16 protein-coding genes and 1 pseudogene are annotated in these 16,264 nt (G+C 70.2%); 6 read left to right on the top strand and 11 right to left on the bottom strand.

Annotated elements, in window-relative coordinates; translation table 11 throughout:
• Nucleotides 1–24: 24 nt before the first annotated feature.
• From AB1460_RS08505 to AB1460_RS08480, 6 genes and pseudogenes are all read right to left on the bottom strand, one after another.
• A pseudogene (locus AB1460_RS08505) lies at nucleotides 25–579 on the bottom strand (SDR family NAD(P)-dependent oxidoreductase); the annotation flags it as partial.
• Between the two features lie 197 nt (nucleotides 580–776).
• Nucleotides 777–2,228: a CocE/NonD family hydrolase gene (locus AB1460_RS08500; protein WP_368960123.1), complete on the bottom strand. Its 1,452-nt coding sequence runs from the start codon at nucleotides 2,226–2,228 to the stop codon at nucleotides 777–779.
• Nucleotides 2,229–3,273: 1,045 nt separating this feature from the next.
• Nucleotides 3,274–4,932 (bottom strand): diguanylate cyclase domain-containing protein, encoded by a 1,659-nt coding sequence (locus tag AB1460_RS08495; RefSeq protein ID WP_368960121.1) that lies wholly within the window; start codon nucleotides 4,930–4,932, stop codon nucleotides 3,274–3,276.
• Between the two features lie 254 nt (nucleotides 4,933–5,186).
• Nucleotides 5,187–5,429, bottom strand: a complete 243-nt coding sequence (locus tag AB1460_RS08490; protein WP_368960120.1) for a hypothetical protein — start codon at nucleotides 5,427–5,429, stop codon at nucleotides 5,187–5,189.
• A 219-nt stretch (nucleotides 5,430–5,648) separates the two neighbouring features.
• Nucleotides 5,649–6,104 (bottom strand): Fur family transcriptional regulator, encoded by a 456-nt coding sequence (locus tag AB1460_RS08485; RefSeq protein WP_368956066.1) that lies wholly within the window; start codon nucleotides 6,102–6,104, stop codon nucleotides 5,649–5,651.
• 243 nt (nucleotides 6,105–6,347) lie between these two features.
• A complete protein-coding gene (locus tag AB1460_RS08480; RefSeq protein ID WP_368960117.1) occupies nucleotides 6,348–7,352 on the bottom strand; it encodes a GTP-binding protein in 1,005 nt (334 codons plus the stop codon).
• Nucleotides 7,353–7,593: 241 nt separating this feature from the next.
• Between AB1460_RS08480 and AB1460_RS08475 the strand changes: the two genes are divergently transcribed.
• From AB1460_RS08475 to AB1460_RS08450, 6 genes are all read left to right on the top strand, one after another.
• The gene (locus AB1460_RS08475) at nucleotides 7,594–7,722 is read left to right on the top strand and encodes a hypothetical protein (protein ID WP_368960116.1); all 129 of its coding nucleotides are present in this window, start codon (nucleotides 7,594–7,596) and stop codon (nucleotides 7,720–7,722) included.
• Nucleotides 7,719–7,970 carry a type B 50S ribosomal protein L31 gene (locus tag AB1460_RS08470; RefSeq protein WP_368960115.1) on the top strand — a complete coding sequence of 84 codons (252 nt, stop codon included), beginning with the start codon at nucleotides 7,719–7,721 and terminating at the stop codon, nucleotides 7,968–7,970. Before AB1460_RS08475 ends, AB1460_RS08470 begins: the two co-directional genes overlap by 4 nt.
• Before the next feature lies 1 nt (nucleotide 7,971).
• Nucleotides 7,972–8,133 carry a 50S ribosomal protein L32 gene (gene rpmF / locus AB1460_RS08465; protein WP_368960196.1) on the top strand — a complete coding sequence of 54 codons (162 nt, stop codon included), beginning with the start codon at nucleotides 7,972–7,974 and terminating at the stop codon, nucleotides 8,131–8,133.
• 471 nt (nucleotides 8,134–8,604) lie between these two features.
• On the top strand, nucleotides 8,605–9,600 hold the full coding sequence (locus tag AB1460_RS08460; protein WP_368960114.1) for an ATP-binding protein: 996 nt from the start codon (nucleotides 8,605–8,607) through the stop codon (nucleotides 9,598–9,600).
• Between the two features lie 123 nt (nucleotides 9,601–9,723).
• Nucleotides 9,724–9,852 carry a hypothetical protein gene (locus AB1460_RS08455; RefSeq protein WP_368956071.1) on the top strand — a complete coding sequence of 43 codons (129 nt, stop codon included), beginning with the start codon at nucleotides 9,724–9,726 and terminating at the stop codon, nucleotides 9,850–9,852.
• A 205-nt stretch (nucleotides 9,853–10,057) separates the two neighbouring features.
• A complete protein-coding gene (locus tag AB1460_RS08450) occupies nucleotides 10,058–10,375 on the top strand; it encodes a hypothetical protein (RefSeq protein ID WP_368960113.1) in 318 nt (105 codons plus the stop codon).
• Here AB1460_RS08450 and AB1460_RS08445 read toward each other — a convergent pair.
• The 5 genes from AB1460_RS08445 to AB1460_RS08425 all read right to left on the bottom strand — a co-directional run bounded on the left by AB1460_RS08445 (nucleotide 10,353) and on the right by AB1460_RS08425 (nucleotide 16,164).
• Nucleotides 10,353–11,018, bottom strand: a complete 666-nt coding sequence (locus AB1460_RS08445) for a class I SAM-dependent methyltransferase (RefSeq protein ID WP_368960111.1) — start codon at nucleotides 11,016–11,018, stop codon at nucleotides 10,353–10,355. The two genes, AB1460_RS08450 and AB1460_RS08445, sit on opposite strands and share 23 nt — an antisense overlap.
• A gap of 125 nt (nucleotides 11,019–11,143) precedes the next feature.
• Nucleotides 11,144–11,875 (bottom strand): methyltransferase domain-containing protein, encoded by a 732-nt coding sequence (locus tag AB1460_RS08440; RefSeq protein WP_368960109.1) that lies wholly within the window; start codon nucleotides 11,873–11,875, stop codon nucleotides 11,144–11,146.
• A 113-nt stretch (nucleotides 11,876–11,988) separates the two neighbouring features.
• A complete protein-coding gene (locus tag AB1460_RS08435; protein WP_368960108.1) occupies nucleotides 11,989–12,759 on the bottom strand; it encodes a thioesterase II family protein in 771 nt (256 codons plus the stop codon).
• Nucleotides 12,756–14,024, bottom strand: coding sequence for a cytochrome P450 (locus AB1460_RS08430; protein ID WP_368960106.1), 1,269 nt, complete (start codon nucleotides 14,022–14,024; stop codon nucleotides 12,756–12,758). The genes AB1460_RS08435 and AB1460_RS08430 overlap by 4 nt, the downstream gene beginning before the upstream one ends.
• A gap of 142 nt (nucleotides 14,025–14,166) precedes the next feature.
• The gene (locus AB1460_RS08425; RefSeq protein WP_368960105.1) at nucleotides 14,167–16,164 is read right to left on the bottom strand and encodes a Gfo/Idh/MocA family oxidoreductase; all 1,998 of its coding nucleotides are present in this window, start codon (nucleotides 16,162–16,164) and stop codon (nucleotides 14,167–14,169) included.
• Nucleotides 16,165–16,264 lie beyond the last annotated feature (100 nt).

Genomic DNA, 16,264 nt, shown 5'->3' with positions numbered 1-16,264 from the left:
ACGTACCAGCACGGCGTCCTGGTCTCAGGTGTTGCGGCCGCCGTTGATGTTGAAGGTCTGGCCGGTGATGTAGCTGGCCTCGTCGCTGACGAGGAAGGCGCAGGCTGCGGCGATGTCCTCGGGGCGGCCGATCCGGCCGGCCGGTGTGGCGGCTGTCTGGACGTCGATGTCTATATGGCCGCTGCTCTGGGCGTTGCGGAGCATGGGGCTGTCGACGAATCCGGGCGGGATGTTGTTGACGGTGATGCCCTTGCGGCCGAATTCGCGGGCGAGGACCTTCGTGAGGCCGACGACGCCGGACTTGGCCGCCACGTACGAGGCCATCTGCGGCGGCCCGGTGTGGATGCTCGACGAGGAGATGTTGACGATGCGGCCCCAGCCTGCCTCGAGCATGCCCGGGAGGACGACCTGGCAGCAGTCGAAGGTGCCGGTGAGGTTGACGGCGATCGACCGGTTCCACTGCCTGGTGTTGATCTCCAGGAACGGCCCCTCCGGAGCGACGCCGGCGCTGTTCACCAGGATGGTGGGGCGGCCCAGCCGGCTGCGGACCTCCTCTACGCCGGCTTCGATGGCGGCGCGGGCGGATGCGGCCGAGTGGTCGGGTGTCAGCCGTGGCTGCGTCGAGTCTGTCCGGAGTGGCCAGAACTGGGCGCATGGCCCCGGCCCTCATCGCGGCGATGTCAGGTTCGCGGACCGGACTGCGCCCATGCCCGCGCCATCGGCGGGGAGTTACCGCGCCGCGGGTAACCGCCGGGATCGAGGCGTGCCCGACCTGATCACAGGCCGGGGAGCCGCAGGGTGGAGATCCCGACGAGGAGCGTGACGTCGACGGGGGACGGGTTCGGGGTCAGCGTGTTCGCCGCTCCGCCGGACAGACGCAGCGCGAGGCGGTGGCCTTCGGCGAAGCGGTGGTGCTGGGCGCGGATGTCGACGGTGAACGTCGTCGGCTGCCCCGGCGTGACCGGCGTCGGAGTGACGTGCGACGAGCGGTGGCTGGCGCGCAGGAAGCCGTTGTTGACCAGGACACTGGTGCCGTCGGGGGCGACATCGAGCAGCTCGGCGTACAGGTTGGCGTCGGGCCCGTACAGGGTCGCGCGCAGGGTCAGCCGGGGCCGTCCGACCAGCACCTGTGCGCTGGGGAGGGGCGCGGTGGTGAAGGTGGCCGAGCCACCCGGGCTGGCCGGGTCGGCCGGCTGGGTGAAGCTGACCGTGCCACCCGGGCCGCTGCCAGCGCCACCGACCGGAGTGAGGGTCGCGTCCGCGCCCAGGGAGAGAACGAGGGAGCCCGTCCCGGCGGGTACCCAGCGGGTCAGCTGCCGCCAGCCGGCACCGCTGCCGGTCGGGCCCTCATAGCTGACGAAGGTCGGCCGGGCCGGCACGGGGACGTTCGGCAGCTTCTTCACCCAGCGGTCGAACCAGGCGAGCAGCAGCCCTGGAGACAGAGCCTCCGCCGGCGGGTGCGGGTAGCTGGCGAACCGGAACGGCATGGAATGCGCCCACGGACCGTAGATGGCCCAGGTCCGGTCGGCCGTGTTCTCGATGTTGGTGATGGTGCCGGCGCGGAAGAACTGGTCGTTCCAGCCGCCCACCATGAGCATCGGTACGCGGATGGCGTTGTACCTGCCGGCGAACGAACGGTCCTGCCAGTAGGCGTCGAAGGTGGGATGCGCCCGGTTGGCGGCGTACTCGGCGTCCGCGTCGATCCGGCCGCCGCTGAGCACGGCGGCGCCGTCGGGCCACGTGTCGATGGTTCCGCGCTCGGTGGTCTTGACCCCGCCGGGGTAGATCACGTCGTCGTACAGTGCGGACGGCGCCTGCATGGGCACAGCGGTGCGCAGGTGCGGGGGTGCCTCGACCGCAGCACCGAGCGCCGTCTGGCCGCCGTAGCTCTCGCCGTAGATCCCGACGTCACCGTTGCCGAACGGCTGGGTGGCGAGCCATTCGACGGGGTCGTGGGCGTCCCTGCCGTCCTGGGAGGACATCGCGTGCTGCCAGGTCCCGCCGGAGGCGCCGGTTCCCCGCAGGTTGCAGACCAGCACGTTGTAGCCGTGTTCGGCGAAGTACTTCGCCTCGCCCTCCATCGTGGACCGGATGAGGGCGTACGGGGTGAACTCGGCGACGAGCCCCGGGAACCGGCCGGCGGCGGCCGCGCCGTCCTGCGCTGGGCGCACCAGCAGGCAGTCCAGCGGCGTCTGATCCCGCATCGGGACGGTGACGTTCGTCGTCACCGAGCCGAAGCCGGTCGGTCGGTCGTACGCTCACCATGCCTGGGTGGCCGCCGACAGTGGCCCGCTCACGCCGCCACTCCCACCAGTCCCGCCGCCCGGGGGTGGCACCGGAACCTGACACCCACCGGCACCGGCAGCCACCGCCAGCATCCCGGCCGACACGGAAAGCGCAATGCGTCCCGAACGGGCCCGTCGCCACCTTGGTAAACCCATACGAGTACCTTTCGTCGCGCCGGAAGCCGCACCATCCTCGACGTCCCTGATCCGGGGACGAATGCGTTCCCTTGTCTCCCGCAGCCGGCCGGTCGCGAGGAAACAATCCTGACAGCGCTCGAACGCATCCGCGCATTGTGACGATGGAATTCGGCGAGGGGGTCGGTGCCCAGTGCGGCCTTGGCCTCGGCGCGCTCTCTGTCGGCGATGACCTCGATCTGGCCGGCTTCAAGGCCGTCGCGCGTGGTTCCTGTGTGGTCTCGAGCGTGGAGGGTGGACACAAGGCTGCTACTCGACCTCGGATGGCGAGTTCGTGTAGCGGTTGTTGACCCTGCGGTGCCGAGGACTCTCTCGTCTGGGCGAATTCGATGCGGTCTGCGGTGTAGCGAGTAAAGAATATCGGCGTTCCTCCGATCCCCCCGGCCGAGCCGGGGATCAAACGAGGTTCCTCGTGGCGCACTACCAGCGGACCGCAGCCCGATCACCTCGGGCGGGAATCGGAACCCGGCGAACTCCGAAACCGGCCGGAGGTGTAGGAGTGACCGCATCTCGACCCGTGTCCTAATCATGTTTGACCGCCGGCACGAGAACCTGCCCGGCCGGATGCGGCAGAGCCTGCTGGGCCCGGTTGCCGCTGGTCCGTTCGTGTTGACGTAGTGGGGGAGAGGTTGCCGCTTTTCTGCGTTCTTATGCCCAAACCCACAGTATCGTTGGGTGGTGCAGGTATTGCTTACGTGCCTTTTCAGCCCGACGCTGACCCCCTTCCCCTGCCCGGTCTCCGAATTTCATGGGTCGTCGGTTTGCTGCCACTGCGCGGGCGTCGTGATGGCCGTCATGGGCAGGGCGGGTGGTCACCGCCAACCAGGTGGCGGTCGTATACGACGGGTCTGCCTGTCTTGGTGCGTTTCGCTGCGTACATCGCCAGGTCGGCCTGGTGGAGCAGGCTGTCGGGGCTTGCTGGTCGTGCGTCGGGGTCGAGGGTGACGAGTCCGAGGCTGGCATGTGGGAGGTAGGTCCGGCCCGCGAGGTGGCACGGCGTCTGGACCGCCGCTGCGAGGCGCTGGGCCACGTGGACTGGTTTGTCTGGGCCTGAGCTGTCGATGATGACGGCGAACTCGTCCCCACCGAGGCGGGCGACTGTGTCGTTCGTGCCGGTTCCAGCCCGCAGCCTGCCTGCGATGATCTTGAGGAGTTCGTCGCCGATGGCGTGACCGAACGTGTCGTTGACCCGTTTGAACTGGTCCAGGTCCAGGCACAGAACGGACACGGCGGCCTGACTGCCAGTGGATGTGGTGTCGTTCCCTGGCTCGATGTCAGGATCGACCTCGTGCTGCAGGCGTCGGGCGAACAGTGCCCGGTTGGCCAGACCGGTCAGGGGGTCATGGAACGCCTGATAGTTCAGCTGCTTCTCGCGTTTTCTCACCTCGGCCAGCAGATGGGTGTTCTCGGCCATAGTGATCATCTGTCGGGTGAACGCCAGGAGCAGCAGTGACACCACGCCATACGTCTCGACCCGGTTGAGTGGCGTGCCCGCCACCAGCTTGCCAAGAGGTAACAGACCGGTCACGCCGAGCACGGCGTACGGCAGGGCGGTATGTACCCACATCGACCGTGGACCGGCCTCGGCCGCGGTGTGCTGTTCCACCGGTCCACGAACCGGTGCCAGGGCGGAGAGGGCTATCAGCTGGAGGGAGACGATGAGCGGAATCAGGCTCCACGCCGGGAGGTCGTAGTGCCCGTGGGCGAAGCGGTAGACGTGGATGCTGCCCGTGAGGGAGTACGCCAGCAGGCCGCTGCCCAGCAGTGCCAATGTCGCCGGGGACCGCGGTCGGCGGAACGTCGCGATCAGCAGCACAGTGGCCGCGAGGGCCAGCACCGTCAGCTGGTGGACAAGCGCAATGAGGAGCTGCGCAGGGTCGGGTGCACTCGCCCGGGCGATCGCTTCCAGCGACGTCCCCCATTCGAACAGGAGGACCGAGCCGACGATCAGTGCGCTGTCGAGCACGACAATCGCGTGCCAACGGGTCAGATCGCTGCCCTGGCCACGCACACTCCGGCCATCAACCGGGTAGGTCGGCAGGCATAACAACCCGGCCAGTGCCAGGCCGTAGAAGACGATCAAGCCGAGATACTCCAAGATCACCGATCTGATCGAGTCGCCCTTCAGCAAGGTCACCGCGGTGAGGAGGGCACCTCCCGCGAGGCCGACCGCGAACGTGCCGATGAGTACCCGCCATCGTCGATCACCTGCCGCGGCGTGCCGAGCACTCCAGAAGCAGGCCAGCGCGGCGGTGACCTCGGACACGAACGCGACGACGGTCGTGGCGATTACAGCCGGCCTCGGGTCCAGGAGCGCCACGAACACAGCCGCCAGCCCGACGAGCAGCGGGCAGCCCACGAGAGCGCGGCGGAACGACCGGGGCACGTGGGACCAGCCAGCCGGACGTAGCGCGCCTGGCACAGCGTCCCCGAGTACCCGGCGCCCCGCCACCACTACCTCCGCCCCATCGCAACGTGATCTTTCGGCCGCATGACATGGCAGGCCGACAGCGCCTGGCCCCAACGGACGGTGGCGCCATCTGTCGACCTGCCCGGCTCCCGTCGCCGACACACAGGGATCCGAGCCGACCGCGCTGCGGGCGCCGGCTATCTCGGGCCCCCACTCGATGGCCGCCTCCGCTCGATGCGGCTGGCCGGTAGGTGAAACGGGTCAGCGTGGCGTCGGCGCCCACCGCCTGCACATCGTCACGCGCCCCCCGCTCCGACTGGGGAGACCCCGCGCGTGCGGGGCCGACGGGAGGCGTCATGACGACGTTCCCACTCATCGGGTGGAGTGACCCGCCGGGCGGTTCGGCAAGTCTGGGCCTGGGCGAAGGTGTCGATGTCGATGTCGATGATCGCGGGGTGGGCCTGGTCGGTGGACCAGACCCAGGTGTCGATGACGTTCCAGCGGTCACCGACAGGATGCTGATCTTCGGTGAGCGGCACCTGCGCGTTGTCCTGGCCGAGTACGCACGGCACTACAACGGACGACGACCCCACCGCGGCCGCGACCTTCGACCACCCCGGCCTGACCACCCCGCTGCGGACCTGACCCAGGAACTGATCAAACGCCAGCCTGTCCCCGGCGGTCTGATCAACGAATACGAGCGAGCCGCCCCAAAGGCCAGGTCAACACCGGTGGCCGAGTTCCGGCACCCCACAGGTCTATGGCTCACGCCGAAGACTCGAAGAGCAGGCACGACACAGGCCCGAGATTTCGACCGTGTGAGTTACGTCGATGAACCCTTCGGCTGCCGCGACGCGAGCCGCCCAGGCCTCGACGTCGGGACTGCCGATCTCGACGGGCAGTCCGCAGGCCCGGCAGACAAGGTGATGATGGTGTTCCTCGCTCACGCATCGCCGGTACAGTGTCTCGCCGTCGGGATTCCTCAGTACGTCAACCTCGCCACGGTCGACGAGTACCTGGAGGTGCCGGTAGACGGTCGTGAGGCCGGTCGAGTCGCCTGCCGCCCGGAGCGTCGCGTGCAGTTCCTGGGCGGTGGCGAAGGTCCCTGTGGTCGCGAGGGCTGCCGAGATGGCCGCTCCCTGCCTGGTGGACCGGGAAGTCGTCCCCCTGCGGCCAACACCCACTCCGACTGGGGATGAACTCGCTCTAGGCATGTGATCAGCATCCTTCTAGGTCAGCTCTGGGCCCGTTCTCACCTTTCGCGCTGATCGCGGCCCGGTACTACGTGACCACTGATTTTGCCATCGCCGGCAGGATCAGGAGTGGGCTGCCCCCGCGGCTGCTATGGGGGCCCGGCACCCGCAGGCCGCCGCCAGCCCGACATCGGCGCGACCGAGCCAGGTACTGTGGACCGCCACCTTGCCGAATATCGCTTGCGGCGCGGACGAAACTGCCTGTTACGACGATGGGCTACCGCTATGCGGAAATATCGTGTTCGTGGTGGTGCGGTTCCGGGTGTCCCAAGCGGGCGGCGGGTCGGGGAACTGTTGCCAGGTGGTGGGGCCTGCGGCGTGTTCGGTGTCGGTGAGCAGGGCGGGGTCGAGCCGTCGGCGTGGTTCGTCGGGGTCCAGCCCGATGCCGATGAAGACGAGTTCCTGGGTGGCGGTGTGGCCGGTGAGTAGTTCGCCGGGTTCGATGGTCATGTTCGGTCCGGCCTGGGACCAGACGGCCAGGGTGTGTGGGCGGCTGGCGATATGGCAGAAGCCCTTGCTGCGCAGCACACCCTCCCAGTCGGTGAGGGCGGTGGCGAGGCGGGCGGGGTGGAAGGGACGGGCGGCGCGGACGAGGCGGGCGTTCGGATTGAGCTTGCGTAGCAGCCCTTCGACGGTGGCGGCCTGGTCGGAGGTGGCCAGGTCCGTCTTGCCGAGTACCAGCACGTCGGCGAACTCGACCTGGTCGATCAACAGATCGGAGATGCCGCGTTCGTCGCCCTCCTCAGCCTCCAGGGAGCGTTCAACGAGGTAGTCGCCACGCTCAAGCTCGGCCAGGAAGTTCGAGGCGTCGACCACGGTGACCATGGTGTCGAGGCGAGCGTGGTCGGAAAGGCTGGTGCCGCCATCGAACGTACATTCGAACGTTGCCGCGACCGGCATCGGTTCGGAGATCCCGGTGGACTCGATGAGGATGGTGTCGAAGCGGCGCTCGCGGGCCAGGGCGCCCACGCTTTCGAGCAGGTCCTCCCGCGGGGTGCAGCAGATGCAGCCGTTGGTCAGCTCGACCAGGCGTTCGCCACCCCGGTCGGAGGCCGGCGAGGCGTCGATGTTGACCTCGCTCATGTCGTTGACCACCACCGCGACCCGGCGCCCCTCGCGGTTGGCGAGTACGTGGTTGAGCAGCGTGGTCTTGCCCGCGCCGAGGAAGCCGGACGGCACTGTGATGGGGATGCGTGGATCGGTGGCCATGAGTTTCTCTCCGGTCATGGATGACTGTGATCGGCTCGGCGGGGGTTCCGGTCGGTCGGTGATCTTTGAAGGGGTGGGGCTCGTGGGTAGCCGGCGGCGTGATGACGTGTCCACCCCCACCCCCACCCCTGCCCCTGAAATGGAAATCGTTTTCGATAGACTGGTCGCTGCGGACGGAGGTCGTATCGATGGCCGGTCAGGCCGGCCATGACCTGGCGGAGGAGGTCTGGCGCACCTGGCCGTGTCGCCTGAGGAGATCACCACGATCCTGCGCGAGGGGTTGCTGGCCGGCAGCGGACCCGCGCTGGCCGGCGAGCTGGAGCTCGTCGACCCGTCCACCGGCGTTCAGGAAGAGATGGAGGAGTTGTGAAGAGGGATATCCACCCCGACTGCCACCCGGTCGTCTTCCAGGATCGGTCGACCGGAAGGGCGTTTCTGACCCGGTCCACGGCCACCTCGGGCCGCGCGATCGACTGGGAGGACGGCAACACCTACCCGCTCATCGCGGTCGACATCACCGCTGATTCTCGCCCGTTCTGGACGGGCGACCAGCGGGTGATCGACACCGCGGGCCGCGTCGAGAAGTTCAACCGCCGCTACGGAAAGAGAAGCCGCTGACATAGCCGTCCCCAAGCGCAGGACCTCCCGCAGCAACACCCGGCACCGCCGCGCCCAGTGGAAGGCCGTGGCGCCCGACCTGGTGCCGGTGACCACCCCCGACGGCCGCACACTCCGGGTGCCCGGTCGACTCGTCGCCGCCTGCAAGCGCGGGCTGCTGTGACCAACGAGTGGATCTGAGGTCGTAGCCCGAGGCGGCGTTCACCTCGGCCCGCGTCGGCCAGCGCTCTGGGCCGCTGTGATCACCGGCAAGGTCTGCGTGTTAGCGGGTGACCGGCTGTGGCCTTCTCTCGTCGTGCTGGCCGGGGATGGTTGCCGGGCACCTATCGTCGAGCACGCGCTCGACCCCTGTGGTGGGTTGAGGGTATCGGCCTGGTCGGCTCGGCGAGGAAGGTGAGATGAGGGGTAATGGTGCTGGACGAGGCGACGACCCGGCATGGTGCCGGTTCCCGCGTCGGAGGCAGAGAGCCCATGTCGGCGCGGATGACCTTCCGGTGAGGCGAGGGGCCTGCGGTGCGCGTCGGGACGGCCGACACGTCGGTCTGGCGCGAACGACTGATCTTAATGACAACGGGTATCGTTGCGATCCTGCTGAGGATCACAGCAACGTCGCCATGGTCAAGGGGCGCCGCGCGTGAAGATCGCTTTCGTTGGCAAGGGTGGCAGCGGGAAGACCACGTTGTCCGCGCTGTTCTGTCGGCATCTGGCCGCGTCCGGGCATCCGGTGCTGGCCATAGACGGGGACATCAACCAGCATCTTGGCGTTGCGCTGGGGCTGGCTGATGATGTGGTGGTGCCGCCGATGGGCGAGCACCTCACCGAGATCAAAGACTATCTGCGGGGTGACAATCCGCGCATTCCGTCGGCGGAGGTGATGGTGAAGACGAGCCCGCCGGGGGTGGGTTCGCGACTGCTCGGCTTGGGAGATCCGATCTGGTCGCGGTTCGCAGTCGAGGCGGGAGGTGTGCGTCTGCTCGCTACCGGGGCGTTCGCCGAGGAGGATCTCGGCGTGGCGTGCTTCCACTCCAAGCTGGGTGCGGTGGAGCTGTTGCTCAACCATCTCCAGGACGGCCCCGGGGAGTACGTGGTGGTGGATATGACCGCGGGGGCCGACGCGTTCGCGTCGGGGTTGTTCACGCGGTTCGACCGGACCTTTCTGGTGTGTGAGCCGACACGGAAGGCCGTGGCGGTGCACCGTCAGTACCTGGGGTATTCGGCGGAGTTCGAGGTGGCCTTGTCTGTGGTGGGCAACAAGGTGACCGACGCCGGGGACGTGGAGTTTCTGCGCCGTGAGGTGGGCGTGGACCTGTTGGCTTGGCTGAGTCAGTCCGCCCCTGTGCGGGCAATGGAACAGGGGCGCGCGTTCGGCATCGACGATCTCGATGTGTCGGATCGGACGGTGCTGGACCGGATGAAGGCGGTGGTGGACGCGACGAAGCGGGATCCGGATCGCTTCCTGGCGCAGATGCATGAGATCCATCTGCGTAACGCCTCGGCATGGGCGAACGCGGCGGTGGGGGCGGATCTGGCTGGTCAGATCGATCCCGACTTCCGCTTCGGCGCCGACATCGTCCCGGCCACACGCGAGGGCGCGGGCCTGACCACCGGAGCGCGGGGCCGGGCGGGTTGACCTTCGGGGCGGCTCCCCGGTCACCGTGGAGCCGCCTGTCGGCACGATTCAGGTGCGGCGGACGACGATGACGTTGTCCGCGACGGCCGCAGTTGTGCGCCCGTCCGGACCGGTGGTGGGGCGGTGGGTCCGTTCACAGCGTTCGGTGATCCACGCGGCTGGGTCGAGGCCGAGATCGTCGAGGTCTGGCTGGGAGCGGGGAAGTCCGCGGGGGCGAGCTGCTTTCAGGACCAGAGCATGCCGCCTCGCTGACCGGTTCACCGCGGTGGCAAAGACATTCGGGGCGGTGGCTCGCCAGCCCACAGATGCCAGCACAGGGCGTCACCGCCAGGTTTCACGCATGCCCGGCGTGAGCCCGAGCTTCTCCACAACGGTGACCAGCATGGCGTTCGGGCGCCGAGCTGGTCCCGGATCCTCACCACTCTGGTGATGAGGCAGCCGGTCGGGGCCTGCCGGGGTGGTGTGGACCTGGCTGGAGAAGGGGCATCGGCGGTCGCTGGCCACCGTGTTCGGCCGGGGGACGGGGACAGGGCTGGCCTACCGGGCTCCGGGAGTGGCGAACCTACGCCCGGCGGACCGGGCGTTGAACCTGCCTGGCGGTCTGCACTCCCACGGGCTGCGCCGGCTGGTGGCACGGGAGGCGGCGAGGAACTCGCTCGACGACGCGGTCGCCGCCGTGGCGTGGGCGACCGTGGCGACGGTCGGCAGGCGGCGGTGCGTCGAGCTGGCCCGCGCTCGCCTCCGGCTGGCCGTCAGTGGCTGGTGCGGCGGATGAGCAGGATGTGGTCGGTGACCGTTGCGCGCTGACCGTCGGGGCCGGCCGCCTCGCGTCGGGGTGTGTCGGCGCGCTCGATCGTCCACGTCGAGGGGGCGAGGTCGAGCTCGATATGGACCTCGGTCGGGGTGGGGAAACGGGTGCCGGGGTCCTGGTTCCAGGACCAGGGGGCGATGGACCCGTGGTCGACGACCAGAAGCCGTCCACCCGGGCGCAGTGCCTCTGCGGCTGCGCGCAGGATCTGGGCGCGGGGGACCGCGAAGGGGGTGTGGAAGTACTGCGCCGAGACCAGGTCGAACGTCGCGTTCGGGAAGCTGCGTGCCAGATCGTGCTGCTCGGTGGTCACGCGGTCACCGAGACCGAGATCCTGGGCGCGGGCGAGGACCTGTTCGACGGCGGTGGTGGCGATGTCGACGGCGGTGACCCGCCAACCGTGGCGGGCGAGCCAGATGGTGTCGCCGCCGGCACCACAGGCAAGATCGAGCGCGGTGCCGGCGGGGATGCTCGTGGCCACCTCGACGAGCCGCGGGTTGACCCGTGTCCCCCAGACGGCCTGGTTGTCGCGCTGTTCGTGGTAGAGGTTCTCCCAGAACGTCTCAGCCTCGTCGGTAGTCCCGGTGAGCCGGTGGTGTGGTTGCGTCACGGGTTGCCGCTCCGTTCGTCCTTATCTGGGTGACATTGGCGAGCTGTCGGCTGTCGAACGGGCTACCCGGGTTCACCGTATGCCGCCGGTTCCGTGCTTGAACGTGACGGACGCGGGCACCGCTGTCAGCGGGAGAGGGCGGCGATCTCCGGGAGGATGGTGCTCCCGAGCCGGGAGATCCGCCGGCCGGTCAGCTCCGCCTCCGCGGCAAGTCGATCGGTGTCCAGCGTGTACCAGTCATAGCTGTCCGTGACCTCTCGTACCGGCTGGTCGCCCTGCCCGAGCACCTTCCAGGTCGTCGTGAAGCGCATCAGGTCCGGTCCCCGTGGCGTGCCCGACACCCACCACTCGTACGTCTGCCGGCCGACCCGCTCCTGGATCTGCAGCGTTGGCGGGATGACGCGGGTGGCCCGGACGCCCATCAGCTCCACCACGATCACCCCGTCCGGGGCGAGTCGTTCCCGCAGCCGTCGCCACAGCGCGCGACGTGCCGGCGGGGCCAGGTGGCCGGCGACCCCGAACACCACCGCCGCGGCGATCGTGTCCGGCAGGTCGAGGTCGGGAGCGGCGCCGTCGATCACGGTGACCCGCGGGCTCAGATCCGGCAGGGCCGCGATCCTGCTGGTAAGAACCGCGCGCATGAGCGCCGACGGCTCCGCGGCGACGATGCGGGCCCGCGGAACGGCCGCGGCGATCACCTCGGTGACTCGCCCGGTGCCGGCGCCGATCTCGACTATCGGCCCGGCGGCCGGATCGACGCCGGTGAGGGCGGCAACCAGCGGCGGGCCACTGGAGGCGACCTGACGAGCGGCGACGATCTCGTAGAACTCCGCCATCGGTGAGTAGTAGTCACGCATCGCTGTCCTCCCTGACATCGGCCGCTGCCTGCCGCCTGCCGGTGGCGTCCGCGCTCCGCTGGTCGTCCGTTCTTCCCACCCACGGGTCCAGGCCAGGCCTGCCGAGCCGGGTGTCATGGCATGCTCGGCCAGGCCGCCGATGGCCGCGCGAGTGCCGGATCGAGCAGACCGGAGATCTCCGCCACGACCCGGGCCCGTCCGGGGACCAGGTAGAAGTGGTCCCCGGGAAAGCTCCGCACAGCCAGCGGCCCGCGGGTGAAGCGGGCCCAGCCGGCGGCGGCCGCCGCGTCGCACTCCGGGTCGGAGGTGCCGACGAACACGGTGACCGGGCAGTCCAGAGGCTCGGCGGCGCGCGGCCGGTACGTCTCGACGAGCCGGTAGTCGTCCCGGATGTACGGCAGGAACACCCGTCGGATCTCGGGGTCGGCAAACATCTCCTGCGTCGCGCCGCCGAGCCGGGCGAGCTCGTCGCACAGGCCCTCATCGTCGCCGAGGTGCAGCTGACCGCCGAGGGCCTCGTCGGGGGCCGGCCGTCCCGAGACGACCAGCAGGTCGGGCTCGCGTGCCCCCTCCCAGCGCAGCCGTTGGAGCGTCTCGTAGGCGACGAGCGTGCCCATGCTGTGCCCGAACATCGCGAAGGGCCGGTCGAGCAGCGGCCGGAGCTCGGCCGCGACGTGCCCTGCCAGGCTGACGAGGTCGGTCGGGGCCGGGTCGTCGAAGCGGTCCTCCCGCCCGGGGTACTGCACGACGACCAGTTCGACGGTCGGTGGCAGCAGCGCGGCCCAGGCCCGGTACCCGCTCGCGCCGCCGCCGGCATGCGGGAAGCACAGGAGCCGTACCCGCGCGGCGGAGCGGGGGCGGTAGCGGCGCAGCGCCGAGGTCACCACGCCACCGGGAGCGTCTCGATGCCGAACGTCGCAGCGTCCTGCCGCAGCTCCAGCTCCTCGAAGGGCGCGGCGAGGCGCAGCGTGGGCAGCCTCCGCAGCAGCGTGCCGAGGGCGACCTCCAGCTCGGCCCGGGCCAGGTTCTGGCCGACGCACTGATGGATGCCGAAGCCGAAGGCGACGTGATGACGGTCGGGGCGGTGCAGGTCGAGAGCGGTCGGCTCGGGGAAGACCTCCGGGTCGTGGTTGGCCGCCGCCAGCAGCAGGATCACCCCGTCGCCGGGCCGGATGGTGACTCCGCCGATCTCGATCTCCCCGGTCGCCACCCGCAGCGGGATCGAGTCGGCGACCGAGAGCATGCGCAGCAGCTCCTCGACGGCCTCGCCCAGCAGATCGGGTCGCTCCCGCAGCTCCGCAAGGGCGTCGGGACGCTCCAGCAGCATCAGCGTGCCGAGCGCGATCATGCTGGTGGTGGTCTCCCGGCCGGCGATGACGGTAATCCCGACAGTGGAGAGCAGCTCCTGGCGGGTCATCGCGCCGGTGGCCAGGTTGTTGATGACCAGCCGGGAGAACAGGTCCTCGCCGGGCTTGCGCAGACGGCGCTCGATCAGCTCGTCGAACCGGGCGAACATGCCACCGAGGGCGGCCTGTACCTGTTCCGCGCTGCTGGTGCGGCCTCCGGAGATCCGGGTGACGTCCCGGAAGAACTCGACGTCCTCGGTGGGCACGCCCATCAGGTTGAGCACGGTGACAGTGGACATCTGGTTCGCGTACGCCGAGACCAGGTCGGCCGGCGGCCCGGCGGCGACCATGTCGTCGACGAGGCCCTCGGCGTAGGAGGCGAGTTCCGGGACCATGTTCTTCACGCGGCGCACGGTGAACTCTGCCTGCACCATGCGGCGGATCCGGGTGTGCTCGGGTGGGTCGGTGCGGATGAACGGGCGGTTGCGGGCCGCGGCCTCCCGCTCGCCCGCACCCATCGCGGGGAACGTGGGGTGGCGGGCGTCGGAGCTGATCCGGGGGTCCGCGAGCAGCGCGCGGACGTCGCGGTAGCGGGTCACGATCCAGGCCTGGCCGCCGGTCGGCAGGGTCACCCGCGTCACCGGGGCGTCTCGGCGCAGCCGTGCGTACTCGTCGGGTGGGAAGAACGGGCAGCCACGCCGGAACGGAAAGGCCGTCGGGCCGTCCGGGGCCCGCGTCGTCGGGGCGGCGGTGGCGGGGGAGGGTGCGAGCCGGGCCGGGCCGTCGCCTGCGAGGTCGGTCATCGGGATTCCTCCTCGGCCGATCGCTGATCGGCCTGTCGGGGGCGGTCGAGCCGGAAGGGGCCGGTCGGGTGGAACAGAGCAGGTAGGGTCCCGGTGGCGTCGGGGCGGGAGCCGAGCCGGGAGCCGGTCAGCCGGGGGCCGGTCAGCCGGCGGTGCGCGGTTCGGTCAGCGCACCGAGCACCGTGCTGGATCCCTCGGGCAGGGGCAGCGGGTGCAGCGTCAGGCCCGCCTCCGCCGCGACTTCGGCGAGGCTGATGGTCTGCCAGGTGTAGGAATCGTGTGCCTCGCGAACGACGCGGTCGCCGCTGAGCACCCGCCAGGTCGTCCGGAGGATGATCGTGTCGTCACCGGCGGGCTGGCCGGACAGCCACCACTCGTAGTTCTGGTCGCCGAGCCGGGTCCGGGCGAGCCGGTGCGGCGCCAGGTCAACGGGCCGGTCGAGGTCCATCAGCTCGACGATGATCATGCCGCCGGGGCCCAGCCGTTTCCGGAGCCGGCCCCACAGTGCCGCGCGTTCGCCCGGGCTCAGATGGCCGGCGACACCGCAGACGAGCGCGGCCTCGATCGTCTCGGGCAGGTCCAGGTTGGGGGCAGGATCCGCGCTGACGGTGACCCGGCTGCGCAGGTCGTCGTCCCGGCAGACGCGACCGGTCAGGACCGCGCGCATGCCGTCGCTCGGTTCGAAGCAGATGATCTCGCTCTGGGGGAAGGCGCGCGCGACGGCCTCGGTGAGCAGGCCGGTCCCGGCGCCGATCTCGACGAGCACCCCCTTGCCGAGGCCGGCCGCGCGCAGCGCCTCGACGACGGCCGGCGCGCTGGACCGCTCCACATGGCCGGCCGCGACGAGGTCGAAGAACTCCGCGGTCGGGGTGTACGGCCGTGGCTCCCGCGGGCCCGTCTCCGCGGTCGGCCGCTCGGCTTTCTGCTCTGATACCGGCGCCGGCAGCGGAGCCGTCGGTGCCGGTTCAAGCTCCGAGGCCACCGCCGCGGCCAGCTCGGAGACCGGGACCAGACGGGGGCGGCCCGGACGGACGATTTCGGGCGGGCCGAGCGCGGCGGCCAGCCGCGACCAGATGTGGGTGATGCTCAGGTCGTACTGCGCGGACAGCAGCGGGTCGTCGCCCGCGCGGATCGCCGCGACCATCTCGGTCAGTGCCCGCGCTGTCGCGTCGGGCCACAGCCGTTCGAAGACGTCCTGCTGTCGGGCGGCGGACGTGCCCGCCAGTACAGCGGTGCTCGGCTCGTCCAGATGCCCGGTGCCGGGACCATCGAGGACCATCCGCCCGTCGGCGTCCCGGTCGGCGTGCAGTTGTGGGCTCCAGAGCACCGGGCCGTGGGTGTCGGCGAGGGTCAGCACGCCGGCCTGGGTCCCGAGAGCGATCCGGTGCCACAGCAGCGCATGGTTGTCCCGGTCGGAAGGATCGAGCTGGTTGTGTACGCGCAGGGTGAGGGGCACCCCGCCCAGCTCGCCGGTGATGCCGCGCAGCGGGCCCGCGGTCGCCGGATCGTCGAGCGCGGCGAACCGCCAGGGCCGCAGCTCCCCGAGCGCCCGGCCGAGGATGTCGACCAGCGGCAGCAGTACGTGCACCGGCCCGGCCGCGTCGACGAACAGCGGGCGGCTGCGCGCGCGCAGCGCCCGTGCCGCGGCGAGGAAGGCCCGCACCGGTTCCACCTGCGGGTAGTGGGTGTTGACGCGGTACTGCACACCTCGCTGCCGGGCGATCCGCAGCGTCCGGGTCATCTCGTCGGGATGGACCGGGTGTTCCTGGATGACGGGCACCCCCCGCGCGAGCAGAGCGCGGGCCACCTCGCTGCCGGCGCCCCCGGAGATCGTCGAGCCGATGACGACGCACGCCAGGTCGACGCAGGCGAGCGCCTCGTCCGGGATCGCCTCGACCGCGCCGTAGTGCGGGACCCCCAGGCTCGCCGCGTAGTTCCGTGAGGAGGAGCTTCCCCGGCTCAGGACGCCCGCGAGGGTGAGGCCGGGCGTCCGCGCGACGGCCGTCGCGTAGAACCGGCCGAACCCCGTGCCGCACAGGAGCACCCGGGCCCGCCCGTCCGGTCCTTCCGGTGCCGGCGTCCTGCTCCGATCGGCGTCGCTCGGTGCATCGGCGCTGATGGCGCTACCTTCCCTTCGCACGGTGGATCCCGGCAGGGAGCGCTTGCGGTGCTTGTCCCGTGAGGACTGATGTGAGACGGCGCTCCTGCCTGGACCCGGCGAAGGCCTGACGCCCAGGAGG

The organism is Parafrankia sp. FMc2 (genome assembly GCF_041008525.1).
Lineage (GTDB): Bacteria > Actinomycetota > Actinomycetes > Frankiales > Frankiaceae > Parafrankia.
Note: the sequence above shows the minus strand (reverse complement) of the source record. Positions and strands in the feature narration are given on the sequence as shown.